Genomic DNA, 25,981 nt, shown 5'->3' on the forward strand with positions numbered 1-25,981 from the left:
TCATCCTTCACGCATGCGCGGAGCACACTCGTGTCGAATCTTTCGCCCGCTTCAGGGCGCAGTCTGCTGTACCTCGTCGTCGCCGGAGCCGCCTGGGGCACCGCCGGGGCGGCCGCCTCCCTCCTCTTCCTGGCCAGTGACCTCGGCCCGCTCGCCCTGTCGTTCTGGCGGTGCGCCGGCGGGCTGCTGGTGCTGCTCGGAGTGCTCGCCGTACGCCGGCCCCGCGGTGCGGCGGCCGCCGCCCGGGCCGCGGCGCGGCCGTCGGCGGCCTCGCTCATCGGGACCGGCCTGATGTTCACGCTCTTCCAGGCCGCGTACTTCGGCGCCGTGCGCGAGACCGGCCTGGCGGTCGGCACGGTGGTCACGCTGGGTGCCGGACCCGTGCTGATCGCGGTCGGGGCGCGGTACTGGATGGGCGAGCGGCTGGGCCGGGGCGGTGCGGCCGCCGTCGTGGGGGCGCTCGCCGGGCTCGCCGTGCTCGTCCTGGGCGGCGAGGGCGGCGAGGTGCGGCCGCTCGGCGTCGGCTGGGCGCTGCTGTCGGCGGCCGGTTACGCCGGGATGACCCTGCGGGCCCGCTGGCTGGGGCGGCGCGGGGCGGGCGGGGACCCGCTCGTCACCACCGCCTGGTCGGTCGGGGTGGGCACGGTGTGCCTGCTGCCGCTCGCCGCGGCGGAGGGGCTGGTGCCGCACACCGCCGAACTCGGGCGGGTGCTGTGGCTGCTGGTGTACGTGGCCACGGTGCCGACGGCGCTGGCGTACGCGCTGTACTTCACCGGGGCCGCCGCGGTGCGGGCCGCGACGGTGTCCGTGATCATGCTGATCGAGCCGGTCAGCGCCGCGGTGATCGCCGTCCTGGTGCTGGGGGAGCGGCTGACCGGCGCCGTGGTGCTGGGCACGGTACTGCTGCTGACGGCGGTCGGTGCGCTGATCGCGGCCGAGGCGGGACGGGGCGGTGGCGGCCCCGCGAGCGGTCCGGAGGTGCGGCCCGCCCGGGGGCTCCGCGAGCCGGATGAGACGGCCGAGACGGATGAGACGGCCGAGCTGCGTGAGACGGGTGAGTCGCGCGGGCCCGGTGAGCCCTGCCGGGCTCAGAGCGCGGCGAGGTAGTCCGGGGTGGCGATCCCGGGAGTCAGGTCGTCGGCCGGGACCGGGGTGCCGTGCACGGCCGCGACCGGGACCACGCCCGACCAGTAGGGCAGGCCCGTGTCCTCGGGCTCGTCGTTGGGGCCGCCCGTACGGATCTTCGCCGACACCTCGCCCAGGTCGAGGCGGATCACCGCGGTGGCGGCGAGCTCCTTGGCGTTGGCGGGCCGGGAGTCGGCCGAGCGGCCGGGAACCACGTGGTCGACGAGGGCGTCGAGGGCCATCCGGCGCTCGGCCTCGTCGGTCACCTGGTAGGCGGTGCCGTGCACGATCACCGAGCGGTAGTTGATCGAGTGGTGGAAGGCGGACCGCGCCAGCACCAGGCCGTCCACGTGCGTCACGGTCAGGCAGACGGGCAGCCCCGGGTCGGTCCGGCCTGCGGCGAGCAGCGGGCGCGAGCCGGTCGAGCCGTGGACGTAGAGGGTCTCGCCGACGCGCCCGTAGAGGGTCGGCAGGACCACCGGGGCGCCGTCGCGGACGAAACCGAGGTGGCAGACGTAGGCCTGGTCGAGTATCGAGTGCACCGTCTCGCGGTCGTAGCGCGCCCGCTCGCGGGAGCGGCTCGGGACGGTGCGGTCGGTGGGCTCGTAGCCGCCGCCGGTCGCCCCGGTCGCCCCGTTCGTCTCGGGCATCTCTTGCGTGTCGGTCGTGGCGGTCATGGTGCGTTCTCCGTTGTACTAGTGCATACTTGGCTTTGTGCTAGGAGAGTATCGGATCACAGGGCGTCGCGCATCGGATATCGCGGCGAGCGTCGAGGCGGGCATCGGATCGGGCGCACTGGCCCCCGGCGCGCCGCTGCCGCCGATGCGGGAGCTCGCGGGCCTGCTCGGGGTGAACCCGAACACCGTCGCCGCGGCCTACCGGACGCTGCGCGAGCGCGGGGTCATCGAGACCGACGGGCGGCGCGGCAGCCGGGTCCGCGGCCGTCCGGCCAGTGCCCCGCGCGACGAGCTGCGGGTGGCGGTGCCGCCCGGGGCGCGGGACGTCTCCTCCGGCAATCCGGACGTCCGGCTGCTGCCCGCGCTGGAGGAGGCCCTGGCCGGGGCGGCCCGGCGGTACGCGCAGGCGCCCACCCTGTACGGGGACGACCCGGTGGTGCCGGAGCTGGAGCGGCTGGCCCGGGCCGACTTCGACGCGGACGGTGTTCCCGCCGGCCCGGTGGGGGTGACCTCGGGCGCGCTGGACGGGATCGAGCGGGTGCTGGCCGCGCACCTGCGGCCCGGGGACGCGGTGGCGATCGAGGACCCGGGCTGGGGGAGCGTCCTGGACCTGGCGGCGGCGCTGGGGCTGCGGGTGGTCCCGGTGGCGGTGGACGACGACGGGCCGGTCGTCTCCGCGGTGGAGCGGGTGCTCGGGGAAGGTGCGCGGGCGCTGGTGGTGACGGCGCGGGCGCAGAACCCGACCGGGGCGGCGGTGAGCGCCGAGCGCGCTGCCGCGCTGCGCGCCGTGCTGGCGCGCCATCCGCAGGTGCTGGTGGTCGACGACGACCACGGGCACGCCATCGTGGACCTGCCGCTGCACTCGCTCGGCGGGGTGACCCGGCACTGGGCGCTGGTCCGCTCGACGGCGAAGGCGTACGGACCGGACCTGCGGCTGGCGGTGCTGACCGGCGACGCCGTGACGCTGGACCGGGTCCGGGGGCGGCAGCGGCTGGGCCCGGGGTGGGTGAGCCGGCTGCTCCAGTACGCGGTGGTCGAGCTGTGGAACTCGGGGGCGGTGGACCGGGCGGCGGTCGCGCGCTCCTACGCGGAGCGCCGGGACGCGCTGGTCGCGGCGCTGCGGGAGCGGGGCGTGCCGGCGCACGGGCGCAGCGGGATGAACGTGTGGGTGCCGGTCGCCGACGAGACGGGGGCGGTGACGCGGCTGCTGGCCGCGGGCTGGGCGGTGGCCCCGGGCAGCCGGTTCCGGGTGGAGTCGGGGCCGGGAGTGCGGATCACGGTGTCGGGCGTGCGGCCGGGCGAGGTGGCGGGCCTGGCGGCGGCGGTGGCCGCGTCGGTGCGCCGCACGACGGGCGGCCGCATCGACTGACCGTCCGCCGCGCGTCCCGCCGTACCGGTTCAGCGGCGGCGGGTCTGGGTGAGCGCCGCCCCCGCGAGGACGATCGCCGCGCCCACCGGGGTGTTCCAGTGGAGCTGCTCGCCGAGGAGCAGGACGCCCGCCGTGGTGGCGATGACCGGGATGAAGTACGTGACCATCTGGGCCGTGGTCGGGCCGATCTCCGTCACCAGCCCGTACTGCATCTGCAGGGCCATCCCCGTGCCCAGGGCGCCGAGCGCGATCACCGACAGCGTCGGCCAGAGCGGGAACGAGGCCGGGGCGGAGGTGAAGGCCGCGCTGACCGCCAGCAGTTGCAGCGTGGACACCATCAGCTGCGCGCCGGTCAGCGCCACCGGCGAGCCCGGGACCGAGGCCAGCGTGCGCCGGACGTAGATCCAGCCGATCGGGTAGCAGAGCGAGGCGAGCAGGGCGAGCGCGGTGCCCTTGGCGTCGATGCCCGAGAAGCCCTGCCAGGCGCCGAGGACGGTCAGGACCCCGAGGAAGCCCAGGCCCAGGCCGGCGACGCGGCGGCGCGTGGGGCGGTCCTCGGACAGGGCCACCATCGACAGCGCCATCCCCCACAGCGGCGAGGTCGCGTTGCAGATCCCGGCCAGGCTCGACGGGATGCTCAGCTCGGCGTACGCGAACAGCGAGAACGGGGCGGTGTTGAGCAGGAACGCCGCCACGAACAGGTGGGCCCAGGTGCGGCGGCCGCGGGGGAGCGGCTCGCGGCGGACCAGGAGCACGGTCAGCAGCGCGAGCGCCCCGAAGAACACCCGCCCGAGGGCCACCTGGAAGGGGGCGTAGGCCTCCGTGCCCACCTTGATCAGCAAGAAGCTGAAGCCCCAGACCACCGAGAGGACCGCGAAGCGGATCCGCCAGTCCACGCGGGCGGTGCGGGCCGCCGTGACCGGCGGGGAGAGGGTGAGGCCAGGGGCGGGACGAGGGGTGGCGGGTGCGCTCATGAGGAGAACTCTGCTCCGCTCAACTACGTAGGACAAGCGAGATTTCATCGCGGGGACGGCGTAGCATTGCTTACATGTTGAACCTGGAGCGCCTGCGCACCCTCGACGCCCTCGCCCGCCACGGCTCGGTGAGCGGGGCGGCCGACGGGCTCCACGTCACCACCTCCGCCGTCTCCCAGCAGATGGCCAAGCTGGAGCGGGAGGTGGGCCAGCCGCTGCTGGCCAAGAACGGCCGCGGGGTCCGGCTCACGGACGCCGGACGGCTCCTCGCCGATCACGCGGCACGCATCATCTCCCAGGTCGAGCTGGCCCAGGCCGACGTCGAGGCCCAGCGGGGCTGCGCCGTCGGCGAGCTGCGGATCGGCGCCTTCCCGACGGCCATGCGCGGGCTGCTGCCCCAGGCGCTGACCGCCCTGCGCGCCGGCCACCCCGAACTGCGGACCCGCGTACGGGAGCAGGAGCCGGAGGACAGCATGGCGGCGGTCGTGCGCGGGGACCTCGACCTGGCGCTGGCCATCGACTGGCACAACAAGCGCATGCCGGTCCCCGCCGAGCTCGCCCGGGCACACCTCCTCGACGACTCCTGCGACATCGCCGTCCCGGCCGGCCACCGGCTGGCCGACCGCGACCGGATCTCCATGGCCGAGTTCGCCGACGACGACTGGATCTCCTGGAACGAGGGCCAGTTCTGCCACGAGTGGCTCGTGTACACGCTGCGCGGAACCGGCGTCGAGCCGCGCATCGCGCACATCGCCGAGGAGCACCACACCCAGCTCGCCTTCGTGGAGGCCGGGCTCGGGGTGTGCGTCGCGCCCCGGCTCGGGCGGGGTCCGGTGCCGGCCGGGGTCCGGCTGCTGCCGGTGAGCGATTCCGTCCGGCGTCACGTGTACGTCGTGTGGCGGGCGGACGCGGACCGGCGGCCCTCGATCAGGGCCGCCGTGACGGCACTCGAACAGGCCGCCGCCGCGGTCGAGTAGTGCCTCAGAGCTTGCGGAAGTCCCAGGAGACGACCGACTCCGGGGTGAGGCGGATCCAGGCGTGGCGTCCGTCGTGCGGCATCTCCTCGATGCCGAAGTTCTTGGCCGGAAAGAGGCGTTCCGCCTCGGCGAGCTCCGGGCAGGGTTCGCCCGTGCGCGGGGCCTCGCCCACGAAGACCGCGCTGCCGGAGAGCTCCACCCCGCGCAGTTCGTCGTACGCCTCGCCCGCGTCCACGACCACCGAGATCCGCGGATCCTTCCGCAGGTCCGACCAGCGGCGGCTGCGGGTGATCGAGTACAGCCACAGCGAGGTGCCGTCCCAGGCGAACCACAGGGCCCCCACGTGCGGGCGGCCGTCCGCGGAGACCGTCGCCACCCGGCAGGTGCGCTGCTCGCGCAGGAAGGCGTCCACTTCCTCGTCGGTCATCATGATGCGGCGGCCCCGCCGCTGTGATCCGTCCATCCGTCCCGCACCCCTTCACATCTGACTGAGTGTCAGGAATCATGCGGGATCGGTCGCCGTCACACCAGGGGGAGCCATGCCGGAACTCGATCCCGCCACCACCGCGCTGCTCACCGTCGAGTGCCAGAGCGGCGTCGTCGGCGAGGAGAGCGCCCTGCCCGAACTCGCCAAAGAGGCGAGGGACTCGGGGATGCTGGGGCGGGTGGCCGCGCTGGTGGACGCCGCGCACGCGGCCGGCGTGCAGGTGCTGCACGCGATCGCCGAGCGGCGGCCCGACGGGCTGGCCGCCAACGACAACGCGCGGCTGTTCCGGGCCGCCGGGAAGCTGCCCGTCCGGCAGCTGTCGGGGAGCCCGGCGGTGGAGGTGGCGGCCCCCATCGAGGTGGCCGGGAACGACCTGGTGGTCCGCCGGCTGCACGGGCTCTCGCCGATCGCCGGCACCGACGTGGACCCCCTCCTGCGCAACCTCGGCATCCGCACCCTCGTCGTCGCCGGGGTCTCCTCGAACATCGCCATTCCGAACGCCGTCTTCGACGCCGTGAACCTCGGCTACCGGGTCGTGGTCCCCTCCGACGCCATCGCGGGGGTGCCCGCCGCGTACACCGCCGAGGTGATCCGCAACTGCCTGGCGCTCGTCGCGACCGTCACCACCACCGACGCCCTGCTGGAGCGGTGGGCCGGCGCCTGAGCGGCGTGCTCCGGCCCGGGCGGCGCGCTCCCCGCACCGGCCCCCGTAACCTGGGCGGATGCTGTCCGAAGTGATCGCGACCCGTTACGTCACGCCCTTGCGTGAGGGCGGCTCGCTCCCGGGGATCGTCGAGGCCGACGACCTCGGTACCTACGTCATGAAATTCACCGGAGCCGGCCAGGGGCGCAAGACCCTGGTCGCCGAAGTAGTCTGCGGACGCCTCGCCCAGCGGCTGGGCCTGCGGGTCCCGCGGCTGGTGCAGATGCAGCTCGACCCCGTGATCGGGCTCGGCGAGCCCGACCAGGAGGTCCAGGAGCTGCTGAAGGCCAGCGGCGGACTCAACCTCGGGATGGACTACCTGCCCGGGTCGATCGGCTTCGATCCGCTCGCCTACCAGGTGGACCCGGCCGAAGCCGGCCGCGTGGTCTGGTTCGACGCGCTGATCAACAACGTCGACCGGTCCTGGCGCAACCCGAACATGCTGGTCTGGCACGGGGACCTGTGGCTCATCGACCACGGCGCCACGATGATCTGGCACCACAACTGGCCCACCGCCCAGAGCGCCGCCGCCAAGCCGTACAACGCCTCCGACCACGTCCTGGCCCCCGTCGGACCGGACATCGCGGCGGCCGCCGCCAAGCTCGCGCCCCTGGTGACGCGGGAGCTGCTCGAAGAGGTCGTCGCCGACGTGCCCGACGAGTGGCTGGTCGACGAGCCCGGCTTCGACTCCACCGACGCGCTGCGCCGCGCCTACTTGGACGTACTGCTGCCGCGCGCGGCCACGATCCACGAGAGGATCACGATGGAGGCCGAGGTGAAGGTCAGGACGGGTCCGCCCGGCTGGCTCGCCGACCGCCTCGACCCCCGTCCCCGGAAGATGAAGAGCGACAGCGAGTGACCAAGCGGGACGTGTTCGAGTACGCACTGGTGCGCGTGGTGCCCCGGGTGGAGCGCGGCGAGTGCTTCAACGCCGGTGTGATCGTCTACTGCCGGGCCCGCTCCTTCGCGGCCGCGCGCACCCACCTGGACGAGGCCAAACTCCTCGCCCTCGACCCGAAGGCCGACGTCGCGGGAGTACGGGCGGCGCTGCGCGCCGTCGAGGGCCTGTGCGGCGGAGGCGAGGGTGCCGGCCAGGCGGCGGGCGACGACGCGGGCCGCCGGTTCCGCTGGCTGATCGCCCCGCGCAGCACGGTGGTGCAGCCCGGGCCGGTGCACACCGGCCTGACGGCCGACCCTGAGGCCGAGGTGGAACGGCTGCTGGACCTGCTGGTCCGCTGATCGTACGGGGATCCGTACGAAGATCCGTACGGCGGCCGCCGCGGCGTGAGAGCCCTGGGGCCCGGTGCCGTTGACACCGGGTGCCAGGGCTCCTAGCGTCTCCTCAGCTGAAGCTACTAAGCGGTTGCTCACCAATGGGGAGCCGCTGATGAGGATTCCGAGGGCGAGGAGATCCACCATGTCCACCACCGAGCAGCGCGTCGCGATCGTGACCGGGGCGGCCCGGGGCATCGGCGCGGCCACCGCCGTACGCCTGGCCGCCGAGGGCCGGGCGGTCGCCGTACTCGATCTCGACGAGGCGGCCTGCAAGGACACCGTCGAGGCGATCACGGCGGCCGGCGGCAAGGCCCTCGCGGTCGGCTGCGACGTCAGCGACGCGGCGCAGGTGGAGGCGGCCGTCGAGCGTGTCGCGAGCACCCTGGGCGCGCCGACCGTCCTGGTCAACAACGCGGGCGTGCTGCGCGACAACCTGCTCTTCAAGATGAGCGAGAACGACTGGGACACGGTCATGAACGTCCACCTGCGCGGTGCGTTCCTGATGTCCAAGGCGTGTCAGAAGTACATGGTGGAGGCCAAGTTCGGCCGCATCGTCAACCTCTCCAGCAGCTCGGCGCTGGGCAACCGCGGGCAGGTCAACTACTCCGCCGCCAAGGCCGGCCTGCAGGGCTTCACCAAGACCCTGGCCATCGAGCTCGGCAAGTTCGGCGTCACCGCCAACGCCGTCGCCCCCGGCTTCATCGTCACGGAGATGACCGCCCAGACGGCCGCGCGCGTGGGCATGGGCTTCGAGGAGTTCCAGGCCGCCGCGGCCACGCAGATCCCGGTGCAGCGCGTCGGCCGCCCGGACGACATCGCCAACGCGATCGCCTTCTTCACGGGCGAGGCCGCCGGCTTCGTCTCCGGCCAGGTCATGTACGTGGCCGGCGGCCCGCTCAACTGACGAGAGGCAGGCGCAGCACATGACCGACAGCAGCACGCAGAGGGCGGCGGACAGCGGCAAGGTCGCGCTGATCACCGGAGGGAGCCGGGGCATCGGCTACGGCATCGCCGAGGCGCTCGTCGCCCGAGGCGACCGGGTGTGCATCACGGGGCGCAACGAGGACGCCCTCAAGGAGGCCGTCGAGGCGCTCGGCGCGGACCGGGTGATCGGGGTGGCCGGCAAGGCGCACGACGAGGCCCACCAGGCCGTCGCGGTCGAGCGGACGATGGAGGCCTTCGGGCGGGTCGACTTCCTGATCAACAACGCGGGCACCAACCCGGTGTTCGGTCCGATCGCGGACCTGGACCTCGGCGTGGCGCGCAAGGTCTTCGAGACCAACGTGATCTCGGCGCTCGGGTTCGCCCAGCGGACCTGGCACGCCTGGCAGAAGGACAACGGCGGCGCGATCGTGAACATCGCCTCCATCGCCGGGGTCTCCGCCTCGCCCTTCATCGGCGCGTACGGGATGAGCAAGGCCGCCATGGTCAACCTCACCCTCCAGCTCGCCCACGAGATGGCACCCGGGGTCAGGGTCAACGCGATCGCCCCCGCGGTGGTCAAGACGAAGTTCGCGCAGGCGCTCTACGAGGGCCGGGAGCAGGAGGCCGCGGCGGCCTACCCGCTCGGCCGGCTGGGGGTTCCGGCGGACATCGGTGGGGCGGCGGCTTTTCTTACATCTGCACAAGCGGAATGGATCACAGGTCAAACTCTCGTCGTCGACGGGGGAATGTTCCTCAATGCCGGAGTGCACTGATCGATAATCGGACGCATTTGCCTCCCAGGGGGAGGCAAATGCGTACCTAACACGCACGAAATCGGTCAAGTGTCACATGAAACCTGCCCATTGGATTTGTGAGGCACTGCGGTAGGGTCTGCCGCACCCCTGGCTGATCGAGGAGCGTGCACGTGTTCATCCGGACCAGATGCCTGCAGATCACTGCAGCCCTTGCGTCCATATCCCTGCTCGCCGGATGCGGTCTGCTTTCGGACGACAGCGGCGACGCCGTGAAGAGAATCGTCGTCGGCACGACGAGCGCCCCGAGCACCCTCGATCCCGCCGCGGCCTGGGACGGCTCCTGGGAGCTGTACCGGAACGTCTACCAGACCCTGCTGGCATTCCCGACGGGCGCCACCAAGCCCCAGCCCGACGCCGCCCAGGGCTGCGAGTTCACGGATTCCGGGAACGAGTCGTACCGCTGCACCCTGAAAAAGGGCCTGAAGTTCTCGGACGGCGAGCCGCTCGACGCCAAGGCCGTCAAGCACTCCCTCGACCGGATCCGGACGATCAACTCCAAGACCGGCCCGAAGGACCTCTTCGGCAGCCTGGACAAGATCGAGACCCCGGACGCGCTGACGGTCGTCTTCCACCTGAAGACCCCGGACGCCACCTTCCCCTTCGTCCTCGGCTCGCCGGCCGCCTCGCTGGTCGCGCCCAAGGACTACCCGGCCGACAAGGTGCGTGAGGGCGACAAGATCACCGGCTCCGGCCCGTTCGTCCTCGACTCGTACAAGGAGGGCGGCGAGGCGGTCCTCGGCAAGAACGCCTCCTACAACGGCTTCGCCAACCGGCGCAACGACGGCGTCACGATCCGCTACTTCGCGGACTCCACCAAGATGGTCGCCGCGCTCAAGGCCAAGGAGATCGACGCCACCTACCGCGGTCTGTCGGCCCCCGAGATCAAGGACCTCCAGACCCCGGCGTCGCACTCACAGGGCGTCCAGGTCGTCGAGAACGTCGGCGCCGAGATCCGCTACCTGGTCTTCAACCCCAAGGACCCGCAGGTCGCCAAGCCGGCGGTGCGCCAGGCCATCGCCCAGATCGTCGACCGCGGCGCGATCGTCTCCAAGGTCTACCAGGGCACCGCCGAACCGCTGTACTCGATGGTTCCCAAGGGGGTCGTGGGCCACAAGACGCCGTTCTACGACAAGTACGGCCAGGCGGACGTCAAGAAGGCCCAGAAGATCCTCAAGGACGCCGGGATCACCCAGCCCGTCGAGCTGACCTTCTGGTACACCACCGACCGCTACGGCGCCTCCACCGCCGACGAGTTCACCGAGCTCAAGCGCCAGCTGGACGAGAGCAACCTGTTCAAGGTCACCCTGCGAGGCCAGCCCTGGAAGGTCTTCCAGGTCGGCTACAAGAACGGCGAGTACCCGGTCTTCGGCCGCGGCTGGTTCCCCGACTTCCCGGACCCGGACAACTTCATCGCGCCGTTCATCGGCAAGGAGAACGCGGTCGGCACCCCGTACGAGCCCGCCGAGATCCTCAACGACCTGCTGCCCAAGTCCCGCCGCGAGAGCGACCGCTCGGCAGGGATCCGCGAGTTCGAGCAGGCCCAGCAGATCTTCGCCGAGGACGTCCGGCTGCTGCCGCTGTGGCAGGGCAAGCTGTACGTCGCCGCCCGCGAGGACATCGCGGGCGCCGAGCGGGCGCTCGACCCGCAGACCGCCATGCAGATGTGGGAGCTGTACCGCAAGACCAGCTGGTAGCCGCGGGACCGCGGGCGGCCGCAGGACCGGTCGGCAGCCGCACGACCCGCCCCGCCCACGCCGCATCCGCGGGAGCCTCCGGGCGCCCGCGGATGCGGCGTTGTCAGTGGCCCCCGGTAGGTTCTGAGCTGTTGCACCGCGCAGTCGCGCGACACTTGTACCGGAGGTTGTAGACGTGACCCAGATGCTGCCCGAGTCCTGGCTCCCCGTCCTCGGCGACGAGCTGGAGAAGCCCTACTTCGACGAGCTCACCGAGTTCGTCGAGAAGGAGCGGGCGAACGGGCCGGTCTACCCGCCCCAGGAGCAGGTCTTCGCCGCCCTCGACGCCACGCCCTTCGACCAGGTGAAGGTCCTCGTCCTCGGCCAGGACCCGTACCACGGCGCCGGCCAGGGCCACGGCCTGTGCTTCTCCGTGCGGCCCGGGGTCAAGACCCCGCCCTCCCTGCGCAACATCTACAAGGAGATGCACGCCGAGCTGGGCACTCCCATCCCGGACAACGGGTACCTGATGCCGTGGGCCCAGCAGGGCGTCCTGCTGCTCAACGCGGTGCTCACCGTCCGCGAGGCCGAGCCCAACTCGCACAAGGGCAAGGGCTGGGAGAAGTTCACGGACGCCGTCATCCGCGCCGTGGCCGACCGTCCCGACCCGGCCGTCTTCGTGCTGTGGGGCGCCTACGCCCAGAAGAAGCTCCCGCTGATCGACGAGGAGCGGCACGCGGTCGTCAAGGGCGCCCACCCCTCCCCGCTGTCGGCCAAGAAGTTCTTCGGCTCCCGGCCCTTCACACAGATCAACGAGGCCGTCGCGGCGCAGGGCCATGAGCCGATCGACTGGACGATCCCGGACCTGGGCTGACGCCCCACCGCGCCTCGGTGCCAGAACCGGCGCCTCCGGTTAGCGTCGTGACGATCAGACCGGAGCAGGTCTGGCAGAGCGAGCCGGAGGCCGCCGTGACGGAGCAGCAGGAGGCGTCGGAGGACGCCGTCATGACCAGGATCGGCCAGGCCGTCATCCTGCTGCACGCCGGTGACCGCGAGGAGGCCCGCAACCGCCTCGGCGAGATCTGGACCGAGATCGCCGAGGACGGCGACTCCCTCCACCGCTGCACGCTCGCGCACTACATGGCCGACGCCCAGGACGATCCCGCCGACGAACTGGCCTGGGACCTGCGGGCCCTGACCGCCGCCGAGGGGCTGGGGCCGGGGCCGCGCGACGGACTGCCCGCGCAGCACGAGCCCCATCCGGCCGTGCGCGTGTTCTACCCGTCGCTGCACCTCAACCTGGCCGCCGACTACGTCAAACTCCAGCGGCCCGAGGCGGCGCGGCTGCACCTGGCCCGCGCCAGGGCCGCCACCGGGGCCCTGTCCGACGACGGGTACGGGAACGGCGTACGGGCCGCCATCGCCCGGCTGGAGCGGCGCCTGGCCGGGGAACCGCGCGGGGGGCGCCGGCCGTTCCCGGAGCAGCACCCTTAGCGTCGCGTCGACCGGGCCCGGGGTGCTCGATCAGCCGCCGTGGACGCCCGCGCAGATCCGGGCCTCCGGGCTGTCCGGGTGCCAGCGGCCGTGCCGGCGGCCCAGCGCGCAGACGTCGGCGGGCCGGACCGGCATCTCCTTCACCAGCTCGCGCGGAACCTCCGCGTCCGGCCCCGAGGGGTCCATACGGCCGCCCTTGCCCCCTGGGGCGCCCCGGGCGGGGCGGCGCGGCTCCGGGATGTCCGGCACCGGCGGGGCGGCCTGTGAGGCCGTCCCGGCCGCCGGGGCGCCGGTGCCCGCCGCGGCCTCGGTGCCCCGTGGCGCGGACTTCACGCCTCCAGCGGTGGCCGCCGGCCGTCCCGCCTGGCCCGGCACCGCCTTCAGGGCCTCCAGAGCGGGCGCCTGGACCTCCACCGGCACGGCCCCCGGTCCGCCGCGCGGCTCGTGCCGGGGCGGCGCCGCAGCGGTCCCGGGGGCGGCCGCCGGCTGCATCGGGGCGGGCGTCACATTCACGCAGCCGGAGACGGCCGAGACGGCACAGGCGACTCCGAGCAGCAGCTTTGTCGTGGTTCGCGTTGGATGCACTCGCGCAACTCTGCTGTGCGAGGACCCCGTTGCGAAAACCCGGAGCCGAAATTGACCCCGCACGGGTGACGGACATCCGCCGGACACCCGCCCGTCACCTGCGCGCCGCGATCAGGCGGGCGGTGGCCGTACGGCCACGGCAACGCCCGCCGCAACGCCCGTCGTACGCCCGCCAACGCCCGCCGTACGGGCCGCGTCAGTCGCCCGTCGCGCCGTCGATCTGCTCGCGCAGCAGGTCCGCGTGCCCGTTGTGGCGCGCGTACTCCTCGATCATGTGCGTGTAGACCCAGCGCAGGCTGAAGGATTCGCCGCGGTGGTGGCTCTCGGCGTCCGAGACCAGGTCCAGTGAACGGCCCGCCGCGGCCTGCCGCGCCAGCTCGACCTCGGTCTGCCAGGTCCGTTCGGCCTCGGCCCACGTGTCGCCGGGGCCGAAGTGGAAGTCCCCGTCCGGGTCCTCCTGCGTGCAGTACAGCTCGGGGAGGTCCTCGGCCAGCATGATCTCCCGGAACCAGTACCGCTCCACCTCCGCCATGTGCCGTACGAGGCCCAGCAGGCTCAGTTCGGACGGGGCGAGCGCGGCGCGGCGCAGTTCCCCGTCGCCGAGGCCCTCGCACTTCCAGGCGAGGGTGGCGCGGTGGTAGTCGAGCCAGCCGTCCAGCATCTCCCGCTCGTTCGCGGTGGTGGACGGCTCGGTGCGGTGGGATCCGGTGGTGGTGGTCATGCCGCCATCCTCGGCGAACGCGGCCCCCGCCACCAGGGATTAAGCTGCGGAGGTCCCGCAAGGATCAACCAGGAGGTTCCCGGTGAAGGTCGGCGTCATCGGACTCGGCGACATCGCCCAGAAGGCGTACCTGCCCGTGCTCACGGCCCGCCCGGGCGTGGAACTGCACCTGCAGACCCGGACCCCGGCCACGCTGGAGCGGATCGCGGAGGTCCACCACGTCCCGGCCGCCCGCCGCCACTCCGCCCTCGACGGGCTGCTGGCCGAGGGCCTCGACGCGGCATTCGTGCACGCCCCGACGGCCGTTCACCCCGAGATCGTGGCGCGGCTGCTCGAAGCGGGCGTGCCGACCTACGTGGACAAGCCGCTCGCCTACGAGATCGAGGACTCGCGCCGGCTCGTGGAACTCGCCGAGGAGCGAGCGGTCTCGCTCGCCGTCGGCTTCAACCGCCGCCACGCGCCCGGCTACGCGCAGTGCGCCGAGCACCCGCGCGAGCTGATCGTCATGCAGAAGAACCGCGTCGGACTGCCCGAGGACCCGCGCACGTTCGTCCTCGACGACTTCATCCACGTCGTCGACACCCTGCGCTTCCTGCTCCCCGGCGAGGCCGACCACATCGACGTCCGCGCCCAGGTCCGGGACGGGCTGATGCACCAGGTCGTCCTCCAGATGTCGGGCCCGGGCTTCACCGCGCTCGGCATCATGAACCGGCTCTCCGGTTCCACCGAGGAGGTCCTGGAGGTCTCCGGGCAGGACACCAAGCGGCAGGTCGTCAACCTCGCCGAGATCATCGACCACCGCGGCCAGCCGACCGTGCGGCGCCGCGGGGACTGGGTGCCGGTCGCCCGCCAGCGCGGCATCGAGCAGGTCGTGGACGCCTTCCTGGAGTCCGTGGCGGCGGGCAAGACGCTCAGCGCCCGCGACGCACTGCTCACCCACGAGCTGTGCGAGCGGGTGGTGTCGTCGGCTCTGGAGCAGGAGCGGGCTTCCTGAGCCCGAGCGACCGGGCGCCCTCGGCCGCGCAGTACGCCGCCAGCAGCGCGAGGCAGGCCCCCACGGGCCAGTCCCCGAAGCGGACGTAGTACGTCGAGCCGCGGGCGAGCGGGACCTCGTACACCTGCGCCGTGCGGGCGGAGGTGGGCAGTGCCGCGCCGATCCGCTCGCCGGACGGGCCGTACACCGAGCTGATTCCGGTGAGGGTGGCGTGCACCATCGGGCGGCCGTCCTCCGCCGCGCGCAGGGCCGCGAGCGAGGCGTGCTGCGCGGGGGCCCAGCTGTGCTGGAAGCTGGAGGTGGCCGACTGGGCGATCAGCAGGGCGGCCCCGTCGCGGGTGAGGCGGCGGCTCATGTCGGGGAAGGCCGACTCGAAGCAGACCAGCGGGCCGATCCGGACACCGGGCCGCCCCGGGAGGTTCATCAGGACCGGCTCCGCACCGCGCCGGCGGTCCTCGCCGGCGGCCTTGCCGACCGAGGTGGCCCAGCCGAGCAGGGACCGGGCCGGTATGTACTCGCCGAAGGGGACCAGGCGCATCTTGTCGTACCGGTCGCCGGTCGGTCCGCGCGGGCCGACGAGGACGGAGCTCTTGTAGATGCCCCCCTCGGGCAGGGCGGCGGCCGCGACGGGCGCGGGGGCCGTCAGCGCCGGGCCCTCCGGCCGCCGGGCGTCGACGTTGACCAGCAGCGGGGCCCCGACCTCTGCGGACAGGGCGGCCAGCCGTGCGGCCAGGTCAGGGCGCGCGGCCAGATCGGCCCCGACGCTGCTCTCGCCCCACACCACCAGGTCCACCCGCTGCCCGGTCAGTCCCCGCGTCAGGCGCTCCCCGGCGGCGAACCGCTGCTCCGTGCTGTCCGGACCGTCCGCCACCGGGCCCGGCTGTACGACGGCCACGCGCAGCGCGCCCGATGCCTCGGGCCGCGGCACCCACAGCCACACCGCCCCCGTCAGCACCACGCAACCCGTCACCCCGGCCACCGCCGGGATCCGGGCCCCGGGCACGGCGATCAGCAGCACCAGCCCGCAGTTCACCGCCACCACCAACAGGCTCACCAGCCACACCCCGCCCACCGAAGCGAGCCGCAGCGCGGGCGGCACCTGCCACTGGCTGGCCCCCAGCAGCCCCCACGGCCCGCCCAGCCCCTGCCAGGACCGGGCCAGTTCGGACAGCAGCCAGCCCGCCGGTACGAGGAGCAGCGCGGCCGTCGCCCGGCCCGGATCGGGAACCCCGCCGAGGAACTCCCGCACCAGGAGCGCCCAGGGGATCCAGAGCAGCCCCACCAGGGCGGCCAGCGGCAGCAGGAACACGTGCAGGCTGGGCAGCAGCCAGTGGTGGACGGCGACGATGAACCCGGCGCCGCCGAGCCAGCCCTCCAGGGCCGCGCGCCGCCCGGTCGGGGCCGACCTCAGCAGCAGCATCCAGGGCACGAGGGCGACGTAGGCGAACCACCAGAGCGCGGGGGCGGGGAAGGCGAGGCACGGCAGCGCCCCGGCGGCGACCGCGGCCGCCGCACGCCGGTACCGGATCCGCTTCGCGACCATGGCGCGCCTCCGCTTCCAGTGTGGAACAGGGCCGTCCGGGCGGCCGCTCGAACAGGTTCACTCCGGGCTAGGCGGTCATGTGCCGCCACTTCTCGTGGACGGTGACGCCGGTGAGCAGCCAGCCGCCGCCGGAGGCGCGCGCGAGGCCGAAGGCGTAGCGGCCGGCGGCCACGAAATTCGGCGCGGTCACCGTCCCGTCGAACTCGGGTCCGGCGAGCCGCATCGGATTGAGGAAGTCCGCCCGCACCTCGGCCCGGTCGCCCGGCCAGCCGCCGCGGTCCTCCAGCCGGATCAGCCGGTTCACGATGAGGTGCTGGCGCACCGGGAAGAGCTTCATCGTCTCCGCGAGCCAGTCCGAGACCTCCGCGGCCGGGCCCTCGATCCCGCCCGCCGAGCTGTAGTCGGCCCGCCCGGCGGGCGTGAACAGCGCCCGGTAGGCCGCCCAGTCGCCGTCGTCCACGGCCACCGCGTACCCCGTGACCACCTCGTCGATCGCCATCCGGTCCATGACCGTGGCCAGGTCCACACGCTGCGTCATCGGGTCAGTGTGGGGGTGCGGGGCGGCGAGGCCAAGGGGCGTGCGCGGACCTGATCCGCACACGGTGGATCAGTGACCGGAATGCGCCTCCCGCTGCCGGACCACGACGAGGAACGCGTCGGTGGCCAGGTCCATCACCACCTCCGCCGGCACGCCCTCGCGCATCCGCTCCGCCGCGTACTCCTCGGCGGGCCAGCTTCCCCTCGGACTTCCGGCCGGAAACCGCTCCAGCACCACTCGACCCATGGGACACCCCCTGCTGTTTGCCTGCCGGTCTCTGTCAGGTCTCTTCAGGCACAACGACGCGGAGGCCGCCCGGGAACGTTCCCGAGCGGCCTCCGGTTCACGCGAAGCGGTGAGTGCGGCCGGTGTCAGCCGGCCGACTCGGCGGCGAACGGGCTGAGCACGCCCATGCCGATCAGCACGAACAGCGCGATGCCCAGGGCGATCCGGTAGATCACGAAGGGCATGAAGCTCTTGCTGGAGATGAACTTCATGAACCAGGCGATGACGGCGTAGCCCACGAAGAAGGCGATGACCGTGGCGAAGATCGTCGGACCCCAGGTGATGTGACCCGGGCTCTCGACGACGTCCTTGATCTCGAACGCGCCCGAGGCCAGTACCGCCGGAATGGCGAGGAGGAACGAGTAGCGGGCGGCCGCCTCGCGCGTGAAGCCCAGCAGCAGACCGCCGGAGATCGTCGCACCGGAGCGGGAGACGCCCGGGATCAGGGCCATCGCCTGGCACAGACCGAAGATCAGGCCGTCCTTGATGCCCAGTTCCTTGAGGGTCTTGCGCTCGCGGACGGCGCGGTGCCGGCCCCCCTCCTCGTCGCGGGCGGCCAGCCGGTCCGCGATGCCGAGGACGACGCCCATCACGATCAAGGTGGTGGCGGTCAGGCGCAGGTCGCGCGCCGGGCCCGTGATCTGGTCCTTGAACGCGATGCCCAGCACACCGATCGGGATCGATCCGACGATCACCAGCCAGCCCATCTTGGCGTCCTGGTCCGAGCGCAGCGACGCGGTGAACAGCGAGCGGAACCAGGTGGAGATGATCCGCGCGATGTCCTTGCGGAAGTAGATCAGCACGGCGGCCTCGGTGCCGATCTGCGTGATCGCGGTGAAGGCCGCGCCCGGGTCCTGCCAGCCGGCGAATGCCGCGGTCAGCCGGAGATGGGCGCTGGAGGAGATCGGGAGGAACTCCGTAAGCCCCTGGACGAGACCGAGGATTAGGGATTCGAACCAGCTCATGTCGGGGTGCGCTCGTCCTTGTGATCGTCGGGCAGTTCGGGTCCGATGCTAGGGCCCGTGGGGAGCGGCGCTGACCACAGGGGGGTGTACGGGCTCCGGATCGCGCGTTTCGCACGCCGGTACGGGCGCCAGCCGGTGCCGCCCCCGCCACCCGACGACCGCGGCCGCCACCGCGGAGACGGCGATGAAGCCGAAGGAGGCGAGGAAGGCGGGGGAGTCCGGGGAGGAGGCGCTCGCGCCCGCGACCACGTACGCGGCGGTGTTCGGGACCACGCCGATCGCCGTCGCGAGGAGGAAGGGCAGCCAGCCGCAACGGGACACGGCCGCAAGGTAGTTGGCGGCCGCAAAGGGCAGGCCCGGGAAGATCCGGACCGCCAGCATCGAGCGGAAGCCGTGCCGGGCCAGCTGGTCGTCGGCCGCCCGGAGCCAGCGGCCGCGCAGCAGCGGCCGGACCGCGTCGCGGCCCATCATCCGGCCCAGCCCGAACGAGATCCCGGCGCCGATGACCGAGCCGCCGACCGCCGCGGCCAGGCCGAAGGGGATGCCGAAGACGGCTCCGGCCGCGAGGTTGAGCAGGGGACGCGGCACCAGGGCCGCCGTGCCCGCCCCGTACGCGGCGGCGAACAGCAGGACCGCCGCGCCGACCGGCAGCCCCGGGGGCCAGCCCTCCGACAGGATGCGCTGCGGCTCGTACAGCACGACGCACACGCCGGCCGCCAGCAGCAGCACGACGAGCAGCGACAGCCGGGTCCACGGCGCGAGGAGGAGGGACATCCGGGGAGAGTAGCCGACGAACGCGGCGCGGCGCCGTAATCTGGGCCTCATGCGGCCGAACGACCAGCGACCCCCGAAGGCCCCGCGCAGCGCCCTCGCGGACACCCTCGTGGAGCGCCTCACCGCCGCGTACGGCGCGGCCGCCGACCCGGAGCGGGCCGCGGCCATGGCCGCGTACATGAAGGACGTCGCACCCTTCCTCGGCCTGCGCACCCCGCTGCGGCGCGAGCTGTCGAAGGCCGTGACGGAGGGGACCGCCAAGCCGGCGGAGGCGGACGTCGCGGCGCTCGTGCTGCGCTGCTGGGAGCTGCCGGAGCGCGAGTACCAGTACTTCGCGGTGGACTACCTGCGGCGCCATGTCGGGGTCTGCTCCTCGGGGTTCCTGCCGGTGCTGCGGCGGCTGATCGTCACGGTCCCGTGGTGGGACACCGTCGACCTCCTCGCGGCGCACGCGGCCGGTCCGCTCGTGGCCGCCGACCCGGAGCTGCCGGCGGTGATGGACGAGTGGATCGGGGACGAGGACCTCTGGCTCGCCCGCACCGCCCTCCTCCACCAGCTGCGCTACAAGTCCGCGACGGACACCGAGCGGCTCTTCGCGTACTGCCGCCGCCAGAGCGGCCACCCGGACTTCTTCATCCGCAAGGCCATCGGCTGGGCCCTGCGCGAGTACGCGAAGACGGATCCGGAGGCGGTCCGCGCGTTCGTCGCGGCGCAGCGGGGCTCGCTCTCCCCGCTGTCGGTGCGCGAGGCCCTCAAGAACCTCTGACCGGGGGGAAATTCATTCGACGCGGGCCCGGCCCTGCGGCAGGATCGGGGGCATGTTCCGGTACGCCTTCCCCGCAGCGCCGTCCGCAGTCGCGGACGCGCCGAAGGCTGCCGTCCTCCTCTTCGAGGCAACCGCCTTCGCCGCATTCGACGGCGCACGAAGCTGACCCTTCCCGGATCGTCCGGCGGACCCCACAGGGGGAGGGTCGGTTCGCTCCAGGGGTCCCGTCTCCGGCTCGCAGGCATTCGGGAAGACATCATGGCCAAGACGGCCTTCGTGCGCACCAAGCCGCACCTCAACATCGGCACCATGGGTCACGTCGACCACGGCAAGACCACACTCACCGCCGCCATCACCAAGGTCCTCGCCGAGCGCGGCGGCGCCTCCTTCGTGCCGTTCGACCGCATCGACCGGGCCCCCGAGGAGGCCCGGCGCGGCATCACCATCAACCTCACGCACGTCGAGTACGAGACCGACACCCGGCACTACGCCCACGTGGACATGCCCGGGCACGCCGACTACGTCAAGAACATGGTCACCGGCGCCGCCCAGCTCGACGGGGCCATCCTCGTCGTCTCCGCGCTCGACGGGGTCATGCCGCAAACCGCCGAGCACGTGCTCCTCGCCCGGCAGGTCGGCGTCGACCACATCGTCGTCGCGCTCAACAAGGCCGACGCCGGGGACCCCGAGCTCACCGACCTCGTCGAGCTGGAGGTCCGCGAGCTGCTCACCGCCAACGGATACGGCGGCGACGGCGCGCCGGTCGTACGGGTCTCCGGACTCGGCGCCCTGGAGGGCGACCCGCGCTGGACCGGGGCGATCGAGGCGCTGCTGGACGCCGTGGACACGTACGTGCCCATGCCGGTGCGCTACACGGACGCGCCGTTCCTGCTGCCGGTCGAGAACGTGCTGACCATCACCGGGCGCGGGACGGTCGTCACCGGCGCGGTCGAGCGCGGGAGCGTCCGCACGGGCGACCGGGTCGCCGTCCTCGGCGGCGACGGCGAGCCCGCCCTGACCGTGGTGACCGGCCTGGAGACCTTCGGCAAGCCGATGGAATCCGCAGAGGCCGGGGACAACGTGGCGCTGCTGCTGCGCGGGGTGCCGCGCGAGGGCGTGCGCCGCGGGCAGGTCGTCGCCGCGCCCGGCAGCGTCGTGCCCAAGCGCCGCTTCGCGGCGCGGGTGTACGTGCTCTCCGCGCGGGAGGGCGGCCGGAGCACCCCGGTGGCGACCGGGTACCGGCCCCAGTTCTACATCCGCACCGCGGACGTGGTCGGGGACGTGGACCTGGGGACGGCCGGGGTGGCCCGGCCGGGGGAGACGGTCGAGATGACCGTCGAGCTCGGACGGGACGTGCCGCTGGAGGCGGGGCTCGGCTTCGCGATCCGCGAGGGCGGCCGGACCGTTGGCGCGGGGACGGTTTCGGCCGTCCTCGACTGACGCGGGTACCGCACGCGGAGGCGTCCCCGCCGTGGTGGCGGCGGTCCGGTTGCGTCAGACTGCCGTCACCACGGGCGTACGAAGAGGGGCGGGCCGGGATGAGCGGCGATACGGCACTGGTGCTGGGCGGCGGGGGACTCACCGGCGTCGGCTGGGAGGCGGGCATCCTGTACGGGCTCGCGCGGGCGGGCGTGGACCTGACCGCCGCCGACCTCGTCGTCGGCACCTCCGCCGGCTCGGTGGTGGGAGCCCAGCTCACCTCCGGGCTGCTCAGCCCGCAGGAGCTGTACGAGCGCCAGCTCGGCGATCCCTCGGGCGAGGTCGCCGCCCGGCTGGGTACGGGGCTCATCGCCCGGTACGCCGTCGCGATGGTGCGTTCGCGGGATCCGGAGGCCTACCGCAGGCGGGTCGGCGCCCTGGCGCTGGCCGCCGACACCGGCGAGGAGGCCGAGCGGCGCAAGGTGCTGGAGGCCCGGCTCGTCTCGCACGCGTGGCCCGAGCGCAGGCTCGTCGTCACCGCCGTCGACGCGCTCACCGGCGAGCTCGCCGCCTTCGACCGGCAGAGCGGGGCCGGGCTGGTCGACGCGGTCTCGGCGAGCTGCGCGGTGCCGGGGGTGTGGCCGCCGGTCACGGTCGGCGGCCGGCGGTTCATCGACGGCGGGATCCGGTCCGCGACCAACGCCGACCTGGCCTCCGGCTGCTCGCGGGTGGTGATCCTCGCGCCGATGGCGCTCGGCTCCGGACTCGTCCCCTCGCCGGCCGCCCAGGCGGCCCGGCTGCGGGAGGCGGGGGCGCGGGTGCTGCTGATCACCCCGTCGGCACGGGCCCGCAAGGTCTTCGGGCGCAACGTCCTGGACCCGGCGCGGCGGGACCCGGCGGCCCGGGCCGGGCTCGCGCAGGCCGCCGAGCACGCCGCCGAGGCGGCCGCGGTCTGGGCGGGCTGACCCGCCGCCTGCCGGACAATGGTGCGGTGAGCGACGAACAGATCCCGGTCGTCCGGGACGTGGGCCAGGGCACCGCCAAACTGATGCCGGACGTGGACCGGGAGCGGGCCTGGCTGCTGACCGTCGACGGCGCCCCGCAGTCGTACGTGGACCTCGACGATCCCGGCCACCTGGAGTTCGAGTACGTACGCCGGCTCGCGCACGTTCTGGACTGCGTGGCGGAGCCGGGGTCGCCCCTGGACCTGCTGCACCTGGGCGGCGGCGCGCTGACGCTGCCCCGCTACGCGGCGGCGGCCCGGCCGGGCTCCCGGCAGGCGGTCGTGGAGTTCGACGCGGCCCTGGTGGAGCTGGTCGCGGAGCACCTTCCGCTGGCGGCCGGATCGGACGTCACCGTGCACGCCGCCGACGCCCGGGCCTGGCTGGAGGGGGCTGCCGCGGACAGCGCGGACGTACTCGTCGCCGACGTGTTCGGCGGCTCGCGCGTACCGGCGCAGCTGACCTCCGTGGAGTACGCGCGGGAGGCCGCGCGGGTGCTGCGGCCCGGCGGGGTGTACGCGGCGAACCTCGCCGACGGGGCGCCGTTCGGCTTCCTGCGGGCCCAGCTCGCCAATTTCGGCGCGGTGTTCGCGGAGCTCGCGCTCGTCGCGGAGCCGGGCGTGCTGCGCGGGCGGCGGTTCGGGAACGCCGTACTGCTCGCCTCGGACGCGCGGTTGCCGGTGGCCGCGCTGTCGCGCAGGTGCGCGGCGGACGCGTTCCCGGCGCGGGTCGAGGAGGGGGCGGCCCTGGCCCGGTTCATGAAGGGGGCCCTGCCGGTGGCGGACGTGGACGCCGTGGCTTCGCCGGAGCCGCCGGAGGGCGCGTTCAGCCTGGGGTGACGCCGGTGGGCGCGCCCTCCGGCACGGGGGTGGTGACGGCCGGTGCGGTGGCGGCCGGTGCGGTGGCGGCCGGGACCGAGACGGCCTTCGGGGGAGCGGGCTTGCGGGTGAGCCGGCGTACGTCCGGGACGAAGAGGACCGCCGCAGTGCCCAGTACGACCAGCGTGGCGCAGCCCCACAGGGCGGAGGTGCGGCCGAACGCGGCCTCGGCCGGGCCCGCCAGGGCGGTGGCCAGCGGGAGCATCGACACCGAGCCGAACCAGTCGTAGGCGGAGACCCGGGAGAACTTCTCCTCCGGGATCTCCTGGTGCATGGTCGTCATCCAGTTCACGCCGAACACCTCGATGGCCGTTCCGCTGACGAACATCACCGTGCACAGCCCCCAGACCGGCAGCGGCACCGCCAGACCCGCCGAGGGCAGGGCCAGCGGGAACACGCACAGGGTGCCCACCAGCAGCAGCCGCCGCGGTTTCCACACCATCATCAGGACGGCCCCCGCGATGGTGCCGATGCCGAAGAAGGCCAGTGCCAGGCCCCAGGGGGCCGGCCCGCCCAGCTGGTCCCGCGCGACCAGGGGCCCGTACACCGCCTCCGCGGCGCCGACGACGGCGACGACCACGGAGAACTGGAGCACGATGCTCCACAGCCAGGGCCGGGTCCGGACCTCCACCCAGCCCTCGCGCAGGTCCGCCAGCAGTCCGCCGCCGGGAGCCCGGTCGGCGGTCTGGCGGACGTCGAGGAAGGCGCGCAGTGCTCCGGCGAGCGCGAACGCCGCGGCGTCGACGGCCAGGACCCAGCCCGGGCCGACCGCGGCGATCATGGCTCCGCCGAGGGCCGCCCCGCCGATGCCCGCGCCGTTCATGGCCATGCGGAAGAGGGCGAAGGCGCGGTTGGCGTGCTCCCCGGAGACGCTGGAGAGCAGCATGCCCTCGGCAGCCGGGTTGAAGAAGGCCGTGCCGGTGCCGCAGAGGGCGGTGAGCAGCATCATCTGCCACAGCTGCGGGTGTCCGGTCAGGACGAGGACGGCGAACGCGGCCTGCGAGACGCAGTTGAGGGCGTTGGCCGCGACCATGACGCGGTGGCGGGGCAGCCGGTCGGCGAGCGCGCCGCCTATGAGCAGGAAGAGGACGAGCGGGAGCGTGCGGGCCGCCGCCACGAGACCGACGTCGCCGCCTGACCCGCCCGCCTCCAGGACGGCGAAGGCGGAGGCGATGAGCGCTCCGTGGCTGCCGAGGTTCGTCACGACCGCGGCGCCCGTGAGCAGGGTGTAGTTGCGGCCGGCCCAGGCGGGGCGGCGGCGCGGTGCGGTCGGACGGGACGCGGCGGCGGGGGGAGAGCTCACCCCCGGACTATCCACGCCCCGGGCCGAGAATCCAAACGGATTCGGGACCGGGGCGAGGGAAGGGAGGGACGGGTCAGCTGTTGCCGGGGGTGCCGTTCAGACGCACCGAGCTGAGGATCTTGTCCATGGTTTCCTGGGGTACCTCACCCGGAACGCCGGTGGCGCTGTAGAGGACCCAGCTGGCGAAGTCGCCCTTGTCGTTCTTGAAGCTGAAGGAGATGGCCTTGCCGTCGGTGTCGCACTTGGTCACCTTGGGCTGGCCGGTCACGGTCGCCGTGGCGACGTGACCCTTGAGGCCGGAAAGAGTGGTGTACTCCTTGGCTTCGGAGATCTTGGTGACCTCGATGGGCTGGGGCTGCCCGTAGGCGGCGTACGCCCAGCTGCCGGCCGCGTTGCGCGAGAGCGACGCGGTGTCCTTCGCTCCCTGCCCGCCCTTGGTGCCGGTCCCGGCGAGTGCCTTGGTCTCCTCGCGGCCGTCCTTGTCGGAGTCGACCTTGCACCAGTCCTCTTTGAGATACGCCGGTGCGGTCATCATGACGTACGGGGAGCCGTCCTTCTTCACCTCGTCGTCGAAGCCGATGGCGGTGCCGGAACCGAGCACCTTCCATTCGGGCGGGACGTCGAAGGCGGTGCCGTGGGTCGGGTTGACGATGACCTTCCAGCCCGCGATCACCGGCTTGGCCTCGCCGCCGGCGCGCGGGTTGGCGCCCGGCGAGGCGGGCGCCGTGGCCGTGGCCGGGGCCGAGGAGGACGCGGCGGGCTTGCCGTCGGCCTGGTCGTTCTTCTTGTCGTCCCGGGTCAGCACGAACGCGCCGGTGGCGGCCGCCACCACGATGACCGCGGCCGCCGCGACGATGGCCACGGTCTTGGTCGCGTACGGGCTGCCGCCACCGCCCTGCTGGGCCGTGGGCTGCTGCGGCTGCTGGGGCTGGCCCCAGGGCTGGGTGGGCGGCTGGGGCTGGTAGCCGGCCTGCGGGTATCCGTAGCCGGGCTGCTGCTGGTAGGGGTTCGGCTGCTGTTCCGGCTGCCCCGGCTGTCCCTGCTGCTGGTACGGGTTCTGATGCGCGTCCTGAGGGTTCTGCTGTCCCCCGGGCGGCTGCTGCTGTCCTGGCCACATGGCCGGTAACGATAGTGGGAGTGGGTGACAGGAGGCACGTCCGCCCCTTGTGAAGGTCTGGCCAAGGCCTCCTACTCACGGGTAACATCGGTTTCCATGAGCGCAGATCAGATGAACGTGGGCGAACTGCTCGCCGCGACGGTGCCTATGGCCCGAACCCTGAACCTCCAGTTCCTGGAGACCACCCCCGAGCGTGCGGTCGTACGGCTGCCGGACCAGCCCGACTTCCACAACCACGTGGGCGGCCCCCACGCCGGCGCCATGTTCACCCTCGCCGAGTCGGCGAGCGGCGCGATCGTCCTGGCCGCCTTCGGCGAGCAGCTCTCGCGCGCCGTGCCGCTGGCCGTCAAGGCCGAGATCGGCTACAAGAAGCTGGCCAAGGGCGTCGTGACGGCCACCGCCACCCTCGGCCGTCCGGCCGCCGAGGTCATCGCCGAACTCGACGCGGGCGGCCGCCCCGAGTTCCCCGTCACCATCGCCATCCAGCGCGAGGACGAGGCCGTGACCGGAGAGATGACAGTCGTCTGGACCCTGCGCCCCAACGCGTAGCGGGCCGCCCCGGGGGGAGCGGCAGCCGAGGACCCGCCCGGGACGCGATC

Annotated in this window: 29 protein-coding genes; 17 read left to right on the forward strand and 12 right to left on the reverse strand. The window is 73.2% G+C overall.

The genetic code is table 11. The annotated features are described in order from the left end of the window. Positions 1 to 30 precede the first annotated feature (30 nt). A complete protein-coding gene (locus ACFYXV_RS29505; protein WP_389384533.1) occupies positions 31 to 1,107 on the forward strand; it encodes a DMT family transporter in 1,077 nt (358 codons plus the stop codon). On the opposite strand, the gene ACFYXV_RS29510 is transcribed toward ACFYXV_RS29505, so the two are convergent. Next, complete coding sequence (locus tag ACFYXV_RS29510; RefSeq protein ID WP_389384590.1) at positions 1,089 to 1,775, reverse strand: pyridoxamine 5'-phosphate oxidase family protein; 687 nt, start codon at positions 1,773 to 1,775, stop codon at positions 1,089 to 1,091. The genes ACFYXV_RS29505 and ACFYXV_RS29510 overlap by 19 nt on opposite strands. Positions 1,776 to 1,839: 64 nt before the next feature. Here ACFYXV_RS29510 and ACFYXV_RS29515 point away from each other — a divergent pair, with 64 nt between their 5' ends. Next, a complete protein-coding gene (locus ACFYXV_RS29515) occupies positions 1,840 to 3,171 on the forward strand; it encodes an aminotransferase class I/II-fold pyridoxal phosphate-dependent enzyme (protein ID WP_385462973.1) in 1,332 nt (443 codons plus the stop codon). Between the two features lie 29 nt (positions 3,172 to 3,200). On the opposite strand, the gene ACFYXV_RS29520 is transcribed toward ACFYXV_RS29515, so the two are convergent. Beyond that, complete coding sequence (locus ACFYXV_RS29520) at positions 3,201 to 4,145, reverse strand: DMT family transporter (protein ID WP_389384534.1); 945 nt, start codon at positions 4,143 to 4,145, stop codon at positions 3,201 to 3,203. Positions 4,146 to 4,219: 74 nt separating this feature from the next. On the opposite strand from ACFYXV_RS29520, the gene ACFYXV_RS29525 reads away from it, so the two are divergent. Next, positions 4,220 to 5,122 (forward strand): LysR substrate-binding domain-containing protein, encoded by a 903-nt coding sequence (locus tag ACFYXV_RS29525; protein WP_383499103.1) that lies wholly within the window; start codon positions 4,220 to 4,222, stop codon positions 5,120 to 5,122. Positions 5,123 to 5,126: 4 nt separating this feature from the next. Here the strand turns inward: ACFYXV_RS29525 and ACFYXV_RS29530 are convergent, their stop codons facing one another. Continuing rightward, positions 5,127 to 5,585 carry a pyridoxamine 5'-phosphate oxidase family protein gene (locus ACFYXV_RS29530; RefSeq protein ID WP_385462962.1) on the reverse strand — a complete coding sequence of 153 codons (459 nt, stop codon included), beginning with the start codon at positions 5,583 to 5,585 and terminating at the stop codon, positions 5,127 to 5,129. A gap of 76 nt (positions 5,586 to 5,661) precedes the next feature. Between ACFYXV_RS29530 and ACFYXV_RS29535 the strand changes: the two genes are divergently transcribed. The 8 genes from ACFYXV_RS29535 (at position 5,662) to ACFYXV_RS29570 (ending at position 12,493) form a co-directional block, all read left to right on the forward strand. After that, the gene (locus ACFYXV_RS29535) at positions 5,662 to 6,273 is read left to right on the forward strand and encodes an isochorismatase family protein (RefSeq protein ID WP_383351865.1); all 612 of its coding nucleotides are present in this window, start codon (positions 5,662 to 5,664) and stop codon (positions 6,271 to 6,273) included. A 58-nt stretch (positions 6,274 to 6,331) separates the two neighbouring features. After that, positions 6,332 to 7,171: a HipA family kinase gene (locus ACFYXV_RS29540; RefSeq protein WP_389384535.1), complete on the forward strand. Its 840-nt coding sequence runs from the start codon at positions 6,332 to 6,334 to the stop codon at positions 7,169 to 7,171. Then, positions 7,168 to 7,551, forward strand: coding sequence for a DUF3037 domain-containing protein (locus ACFYXV_RS29545; RefSeq protein WP_385462955.1), 384 nt, complete (start codon positions 7,168 to 7,170; stop codon positions 7,549 to 7,551). Before ACFYXV_RS29540 ends, ACFYXV_RS29545 begins: the two co-directional genes overlap by 4 nt. Before the next feature lie 178 nt (positions 7,552 to 7,729). Continuing rightward, positions 7,730 to 8,491, forward strand: a complete 762-nt coding sequence (gene fabG, locus ACFYXV_RS29550) for a 3-oxoacyl-ACP reductase FabG (RefSeq protein WP_030860786.1) — start codon at positions 7,730 to 7,732, stop codon at positions 8,489 to 8,491. A gap of 19 nt (positions 8,492 to 8,510) precedes the next feature. Beyond that, complete coding sequence (locus ACFYXV_RS29555) at positions 8,511 to 9,284, forward strand: SDR family oxidoreductase (RefSeq protein ID WP_359177321.1); 774 nt, start codon at positions 8,511 to 8,513, stop codon at positions 9,282 to 9,284. Between the two features lie 152 nt (positions 9,285 to 9,436). Beyond that, on the forward strand, positions 9,437 to 11,020 hold the full coding sequence (locus ACFYXV_RS29560) for an ABC transporter substrate-binding protein (protein ID WP_385462950.1): 1,584 nt from the start codon (positions 9,437 to 9,439) through the stop codon (positions 11,018 to 11,020). A gap of 184 nt (positions 11,021 to 11,204) precedes the next feature. Next, the gene (locus ACFYXV_RS29565) at positions 11,205 to 11,873 is read left to right on the forward strand and encodes a uracil-DNA glycosylase (protein ID WP_383351888.1); all 669 of its coding nucleotides are present in this window, start codon (positions 11,205 to 11,207) and stop codon (positions 11,871 to 11,873) included. 95 nt (positions 11,874 to 11,968) lie between these two features. Further along, a complete protein-coding gene (locus ACFYXV_RS29570) occupies positions 11,969 to 12,493 on the forward strand; it encodes a hypothetical protein (protein ID WP_385463010.1) in 525 nt (174 codons plus the stop codon). A 30-nt stretch (positions 12,494 to 12,523) separates the two neighbouring features. Here ACFYXV_RS29570 and ACFYXV_RS29575 read toward each other — a convergent pair whose 3' ends face one another. Together ACFYXV_RS29575 and ACFYXV_RS29580 are read right to left on the reverse strand one after the other, a co-directional pair. After that, complete coding sequence (locus tag ACFYXV_RS29575; protein ID WP_389384536.1) at positions 12,524 to 13,078, reverse strand: hypothetical protein; 555 nt, start codon at positions 13,076 to 13,078, stop codon at positions 12,524 to 12,526. 196 nt (positions 13,079 to 13,274) lie between these two features. Next, entirely contained in the window at positions 13,275 to 13,799 is a 525-nt protein-coding gene (locus tag ACFYXV_RS29580; RefSeq protein ID WP_385462945.1) for a DinB family protein, read from the reverse strand. 82 nt (positions 13,800 to 13,881) lie between these two features. Between ACFYXV_RS29580 and ACFYXV_RS29585 the strand changes: the two genes are divergently transcribed. Further along, positions 13,882 to 14,793 (forward strand): Gfo/Idh/MocA family protein, encoded by a 912-nt coding sequence (locus ACFYXV_RS29585; RefSeq protein ID WP_385462942.1) that lies wholly within the window; start codon positions 13,882 to 13,884, stop codon positions 14,791 to 14,793. On the opposite strand, the gene lnt is transcribed toward ACFYXV_RS29585, so the two are convergent. The 5 genes from lnt to ACFYXV_RS29610 form a co-directional block, all read right to left on the reverse strand. Then, complete coding sequence (gene lnt / locus ACFYXV_RS29590) at positions 14,732 to 16,336, reverse strand: apolipoprotein N-acyltransferase (protein ID WP_389384537.1); 1,605 nt, start codon at positions 16,334 to 16,336, stop codon at positions 14,732 to 14,734. The genes ACFYXV_RS29585 and lnt overlap by 62 nt on opposite strands. A 67-nt stretch (positions 16,337 to 16,403) precedes the next feature. Further along, complete coding sequence (locus ACFYXV_RS29595) at positions 16,404 to 16,874, reverse strand: nuclear transport factor 2 family protein (RefSeq protein WP_385462936.1); 471 nt, start codon at positions 16,872 to 16,874, stop codon at positions 16,404 to 16,406. 69 nt (positions 16,875 to 16,943) lie between these two features. After that, entirely contained in the window at positions 16,944 to 17,120 is a 177-nt protein-coding gene (locus ACFYXV_RS29600) for a hypothetical protein (protein ID WP_099893904.1), read from the reverse strand. Between the two features lie 125 nt (positions 17,121 to 17,245). Continuing rightward, positions 17,246 to 18,124: an undecaprenyl-diphosphate phosphatase gene (locus tag ACFYXV_RS29605; protein WP_383350687.1), complete on the reverse strand. Its 879-nt coding sequence runs from the start codon at positions 18,122 to 18,124 to the stop codon at positions 17,246 to 17,248. 48 nt (positions 18,125 to 18,172) lie between these two features. After that, entirely contained in the window at positions 18,173 to 18,898 is a 726-nt protein-coding gene (locus ACFYXV_RS29610) for a TVP38/TMEM64 family protein (RefSeq protein WP_383350685.1), read from the reverse strand. A gap of 49 nt (positions 18,899 to 18,947) precedes the next feature. On the opposite strand from ACFYXV_RS29610, the gene ACFYXV_RS29615 reads away from it, so the two are divergent. The 4 genes from ACFYXV_RS29615 to ACFYXV_RS29630 all read left to right on the forward strand — a co-directional run bounded on the left by ACFYXV_RS29615 (position 18,948) and on the right by ACFYXV_RS29630 (position 22,923). Beyond that, on the forward strand, positions 18,948 to 19,664 hold the full coding sequence (locus ACFYXV_RS29615; protein WP_385462931.1) for a DNA alkylation repair protein: 717 nt from the start codon (positions 18,948 to 18,950) through the stop codon (positions 19,662 to 19,664). 258 nt (positions 19,665 to 19,922) lie between these two features. Continuing rightward, the gene (gene tuf, locus ACFYXV_RS29620) at positions 19,923 to 21,104 is read left to right on the forward strand and encodes an elongation factor Tu (RefSeq protein ID WP_383350681.1); all 1,182 of its coding nucleotides are present in this window, start codon (positions 19,923 to 19,925) and stop codon (positions 21,102 to 21,104) included. A gap of 98 nt (positions 21,105 to 21,202) precedes the next feature. Beyond that, a complete protein-coding gene (locus ACFYXV_RS29625; protein WP_389384538.1) occupies positions 21,203 to 22,048 on the forward strand; it encodes a patatin-like phospholipase family protein in 846 nt (281 codons plus the stop codon). 83 nt (positions 22,049 to 22,131) lie between these two features. After that, positions 22,132 to 22,923 carry a spermidine synthase gene (locus ACFYXV_RS29630; protein ID WP_389384591.1) on the forward strand — a complete coding sequence of 264 codons (792 nt, stop codon included), beginning with the start codon at positions 22,132 to 22,134 and terminating at the stop codon, positions 22,921 to 22,923. Here the strand turns inward: ACFYXV_RS29630 and ACFYXV_RS29635 are convergent. After that, positions 22,910 to 24,265 (reverse strand): MFS transporter, encoded by a 1,356-nt coding sequence (locus tag ACFYXV_RS29635; protein WP_389384539.1) that lies wholly within the window; start codon positions 24,263 to 24,265, stop codon positions 22,910 to 22,912. The genes ACFYXV_RS29630 and ACFYXV_RS29635 overlap by 14 nt on opposite strands. A gap of 73 nt (positions 24,266 to 24,338) precedes the next feature. Then, on the reverse strand, positions 24,339 to 25,382 hold the full coding sequence (locus ACFYXV_RS29640; RefSeq protein ID WP_389384540.1) for a hypothetical protein: 1,044 nt from the start codon (positions 25,380 to 25,382) through the stop codon (positions 24,339 to 24,341). Between the two features lie 96 nt (positions 25,383 to 25,478). Here ACFYXV_RS29640 and ACFYXV_RS29645 point away from each other — a divergent pair, with 96 nt between their 5' ends. Then, positions 25,479 to 25,931: a DUF4442 domain-containing protein gene (locus ACFYXV_RS29645; RefSeq protein ID WP_180291172.1), complete on the forward strand. Its 453-nt coding sequence runs from the start codon at positions 25,479 to 25,481 to the stop codon at positions 25,929 to 25,931. Positions 25,932 to 25,981: the final 50 nt, after the last annotated feature.

It is taken from the genome of Streptomyces sp. NPDC002181 (genome assembly GCF_042890485.1).
GTDB lineage: Bacteria > Actinomycetota > Actinomycetes > Streptomycetales > Streptomycetaceae > Streptomyces.

Excerpts from the sequence above, each read along its gene's own strand:
- ACFYXV_RS29510 (WP_389384590.1), bottom strand. The coding sequence starts at position 1,775 with ATGCCCGAGACGAACGGGGCGACCGGGGCGACCGGCGGCGGCTACGAG.
- ACFYXV_RS29520 (WP_389384534.1), bottom strand. The coding sequence starts at position 4,145 with ATGAGCGCACCCGCCACCCCTCGTCCCGCCCCTGGCCTCACCCTCTCC.
- ACFYXV_RS29525 (WP_383499103.1), top strand. The coding sequence starts at position 4,220 with ATGTTGAACCTGGAGCGCCTGCGCACCCTCGACGCCCTCGCCCGCCAC.
- ACFYXV_RS29530 (WP_385462962.1), bottom strand. The coding sequence starts at position 5,585 with ATGGACGGATCACAGCGGCGGGGCCGCCGCATCATGATGACCGACGAG.
- ACFYXV_RS29535 (WP_383351865.1), top strand. The coding sequence starts at position 5,662 with ATGCCGGAACTCGATCCCGCCACCACCGCGCTGCTCACCGTCGAGTGC.
- ACFYXV_RS29540 (WP_389384535.1), top strand. The coding sequence starts at position 6,332 with ATGCTGTCCGAAGTGATCGCGACCCGTTACGTCACGCCCTTGCGTGAG.
- fabG (WP_030860786.1), top strand. The coding sequence starts at position 7,730 with ATGTCCACCACCGAGCAGCGCGTCGCGATCGTGACCGGGGCGGCCCGG.
- ACFYXV_RS29555 (WP_359177321.1), top strand. The coding sequence starts at position 8,511 with ATGACCGACAGCAGCACGCAGAGGGCGGCGGACAGCGGCAAGGTCGCG.
- ACFYXV_RS29565 (WP_383351888.1), top strand. The coding sequence starts at position 11,205 with ATGCTGCCCGAGTCCTGGCTCCCCGTCCTCGGCGACGAGCTGGAGAAG.
- ACFYXV_RS29580 (WP_385462945.1), bottom strand. The coding sequence starts at position 13,799 with ATGACCACCACCACCGGATCCCACCGCACCGAGCCGTCCACCACCGCG.
- lnt (WP_389384537.1), bottom strand. The coding sequence starts at position 16,336 with ATGGTCGCGAAGCGGATCCGGTACCGGCGTGCGGCGGCCGCGGTCGCC.
- ACFYXV_RS29595 (WP_385462936.1), bottom strand. The coding sequence starts at position 16,874 with ATGACGCAGCGTGTGGACCTGGCCACGGTCATGGACCGGATGGCGATC.
- ACFYXV_RS29600 (WP_099893904.1), bottom strand. The coding sequence starts at position 17,120 with ATGGGTCGAGTGGTGCTGGAGCGGTTTCCGGCCGGAAGTCCGAGGGGA.
- ACFYXV_RS29605 (WP_383350687.1), bottom strand. The coding sequence starts at position 18,124 with ATGAGCTGGTTCGAATCCCTAATCCTCGGTCTCGTCCAGGGGCTTACG.
- ACFYXV_RS29610 (WP_383350685.1), bottom strand. The coding sequence starts at position 18,898 with ATGTCCCTCCTCCTCGCGCCGTGGACCCGGCTGTCGCTGCTCGTCGTG.
- ACFYXV_RS29615 (WP_385462931.1), top strand. The coding sequence starts at position 18,948 with ATGCGGCCGAACGACCAGCGACCCCCGAAGGCCCCGCGCAGCGCCCTC.
- tuf (WP_383350681.1), top strand. The coding sequence starts at position 19,923 with ATGGCCAAGACGGCCTTCGTGCGCACCAAGCCGCACCTCAACATCGGC.
- ACFYXV_RS29625 (WP_389384538.1), top strand. The coding sequence starts at position 21,203 with ATGAGCGGCGATACGGCACTGGTGCTGGGCGGCGGGGGACTCACCGGC.
- ACFYXV_RS29630 (WP_389384591.1), top strand. The coding sequence starts at position 22,132 with ATGCCGGACGTGGACCGGGAGCGGGCCTGGCTGCTGACCGTCGACGGC.
- ACFYXV_RS29640 (WP_389384540.1), bottom strand. The coding sequence starts at position 25,382 with ATGTGGCCAGGACAGCAGCAGCCGCCCGGGGGACAGCAGAACCCTCAG.
- ACFYXV_RS29645 (WP_180291172.1), top strand. The coding sequence starts at position 25,479 with ATGAGCGCAGATCAGATGAACGTGGGCGAACTGCTCGCCGCGACGGTG.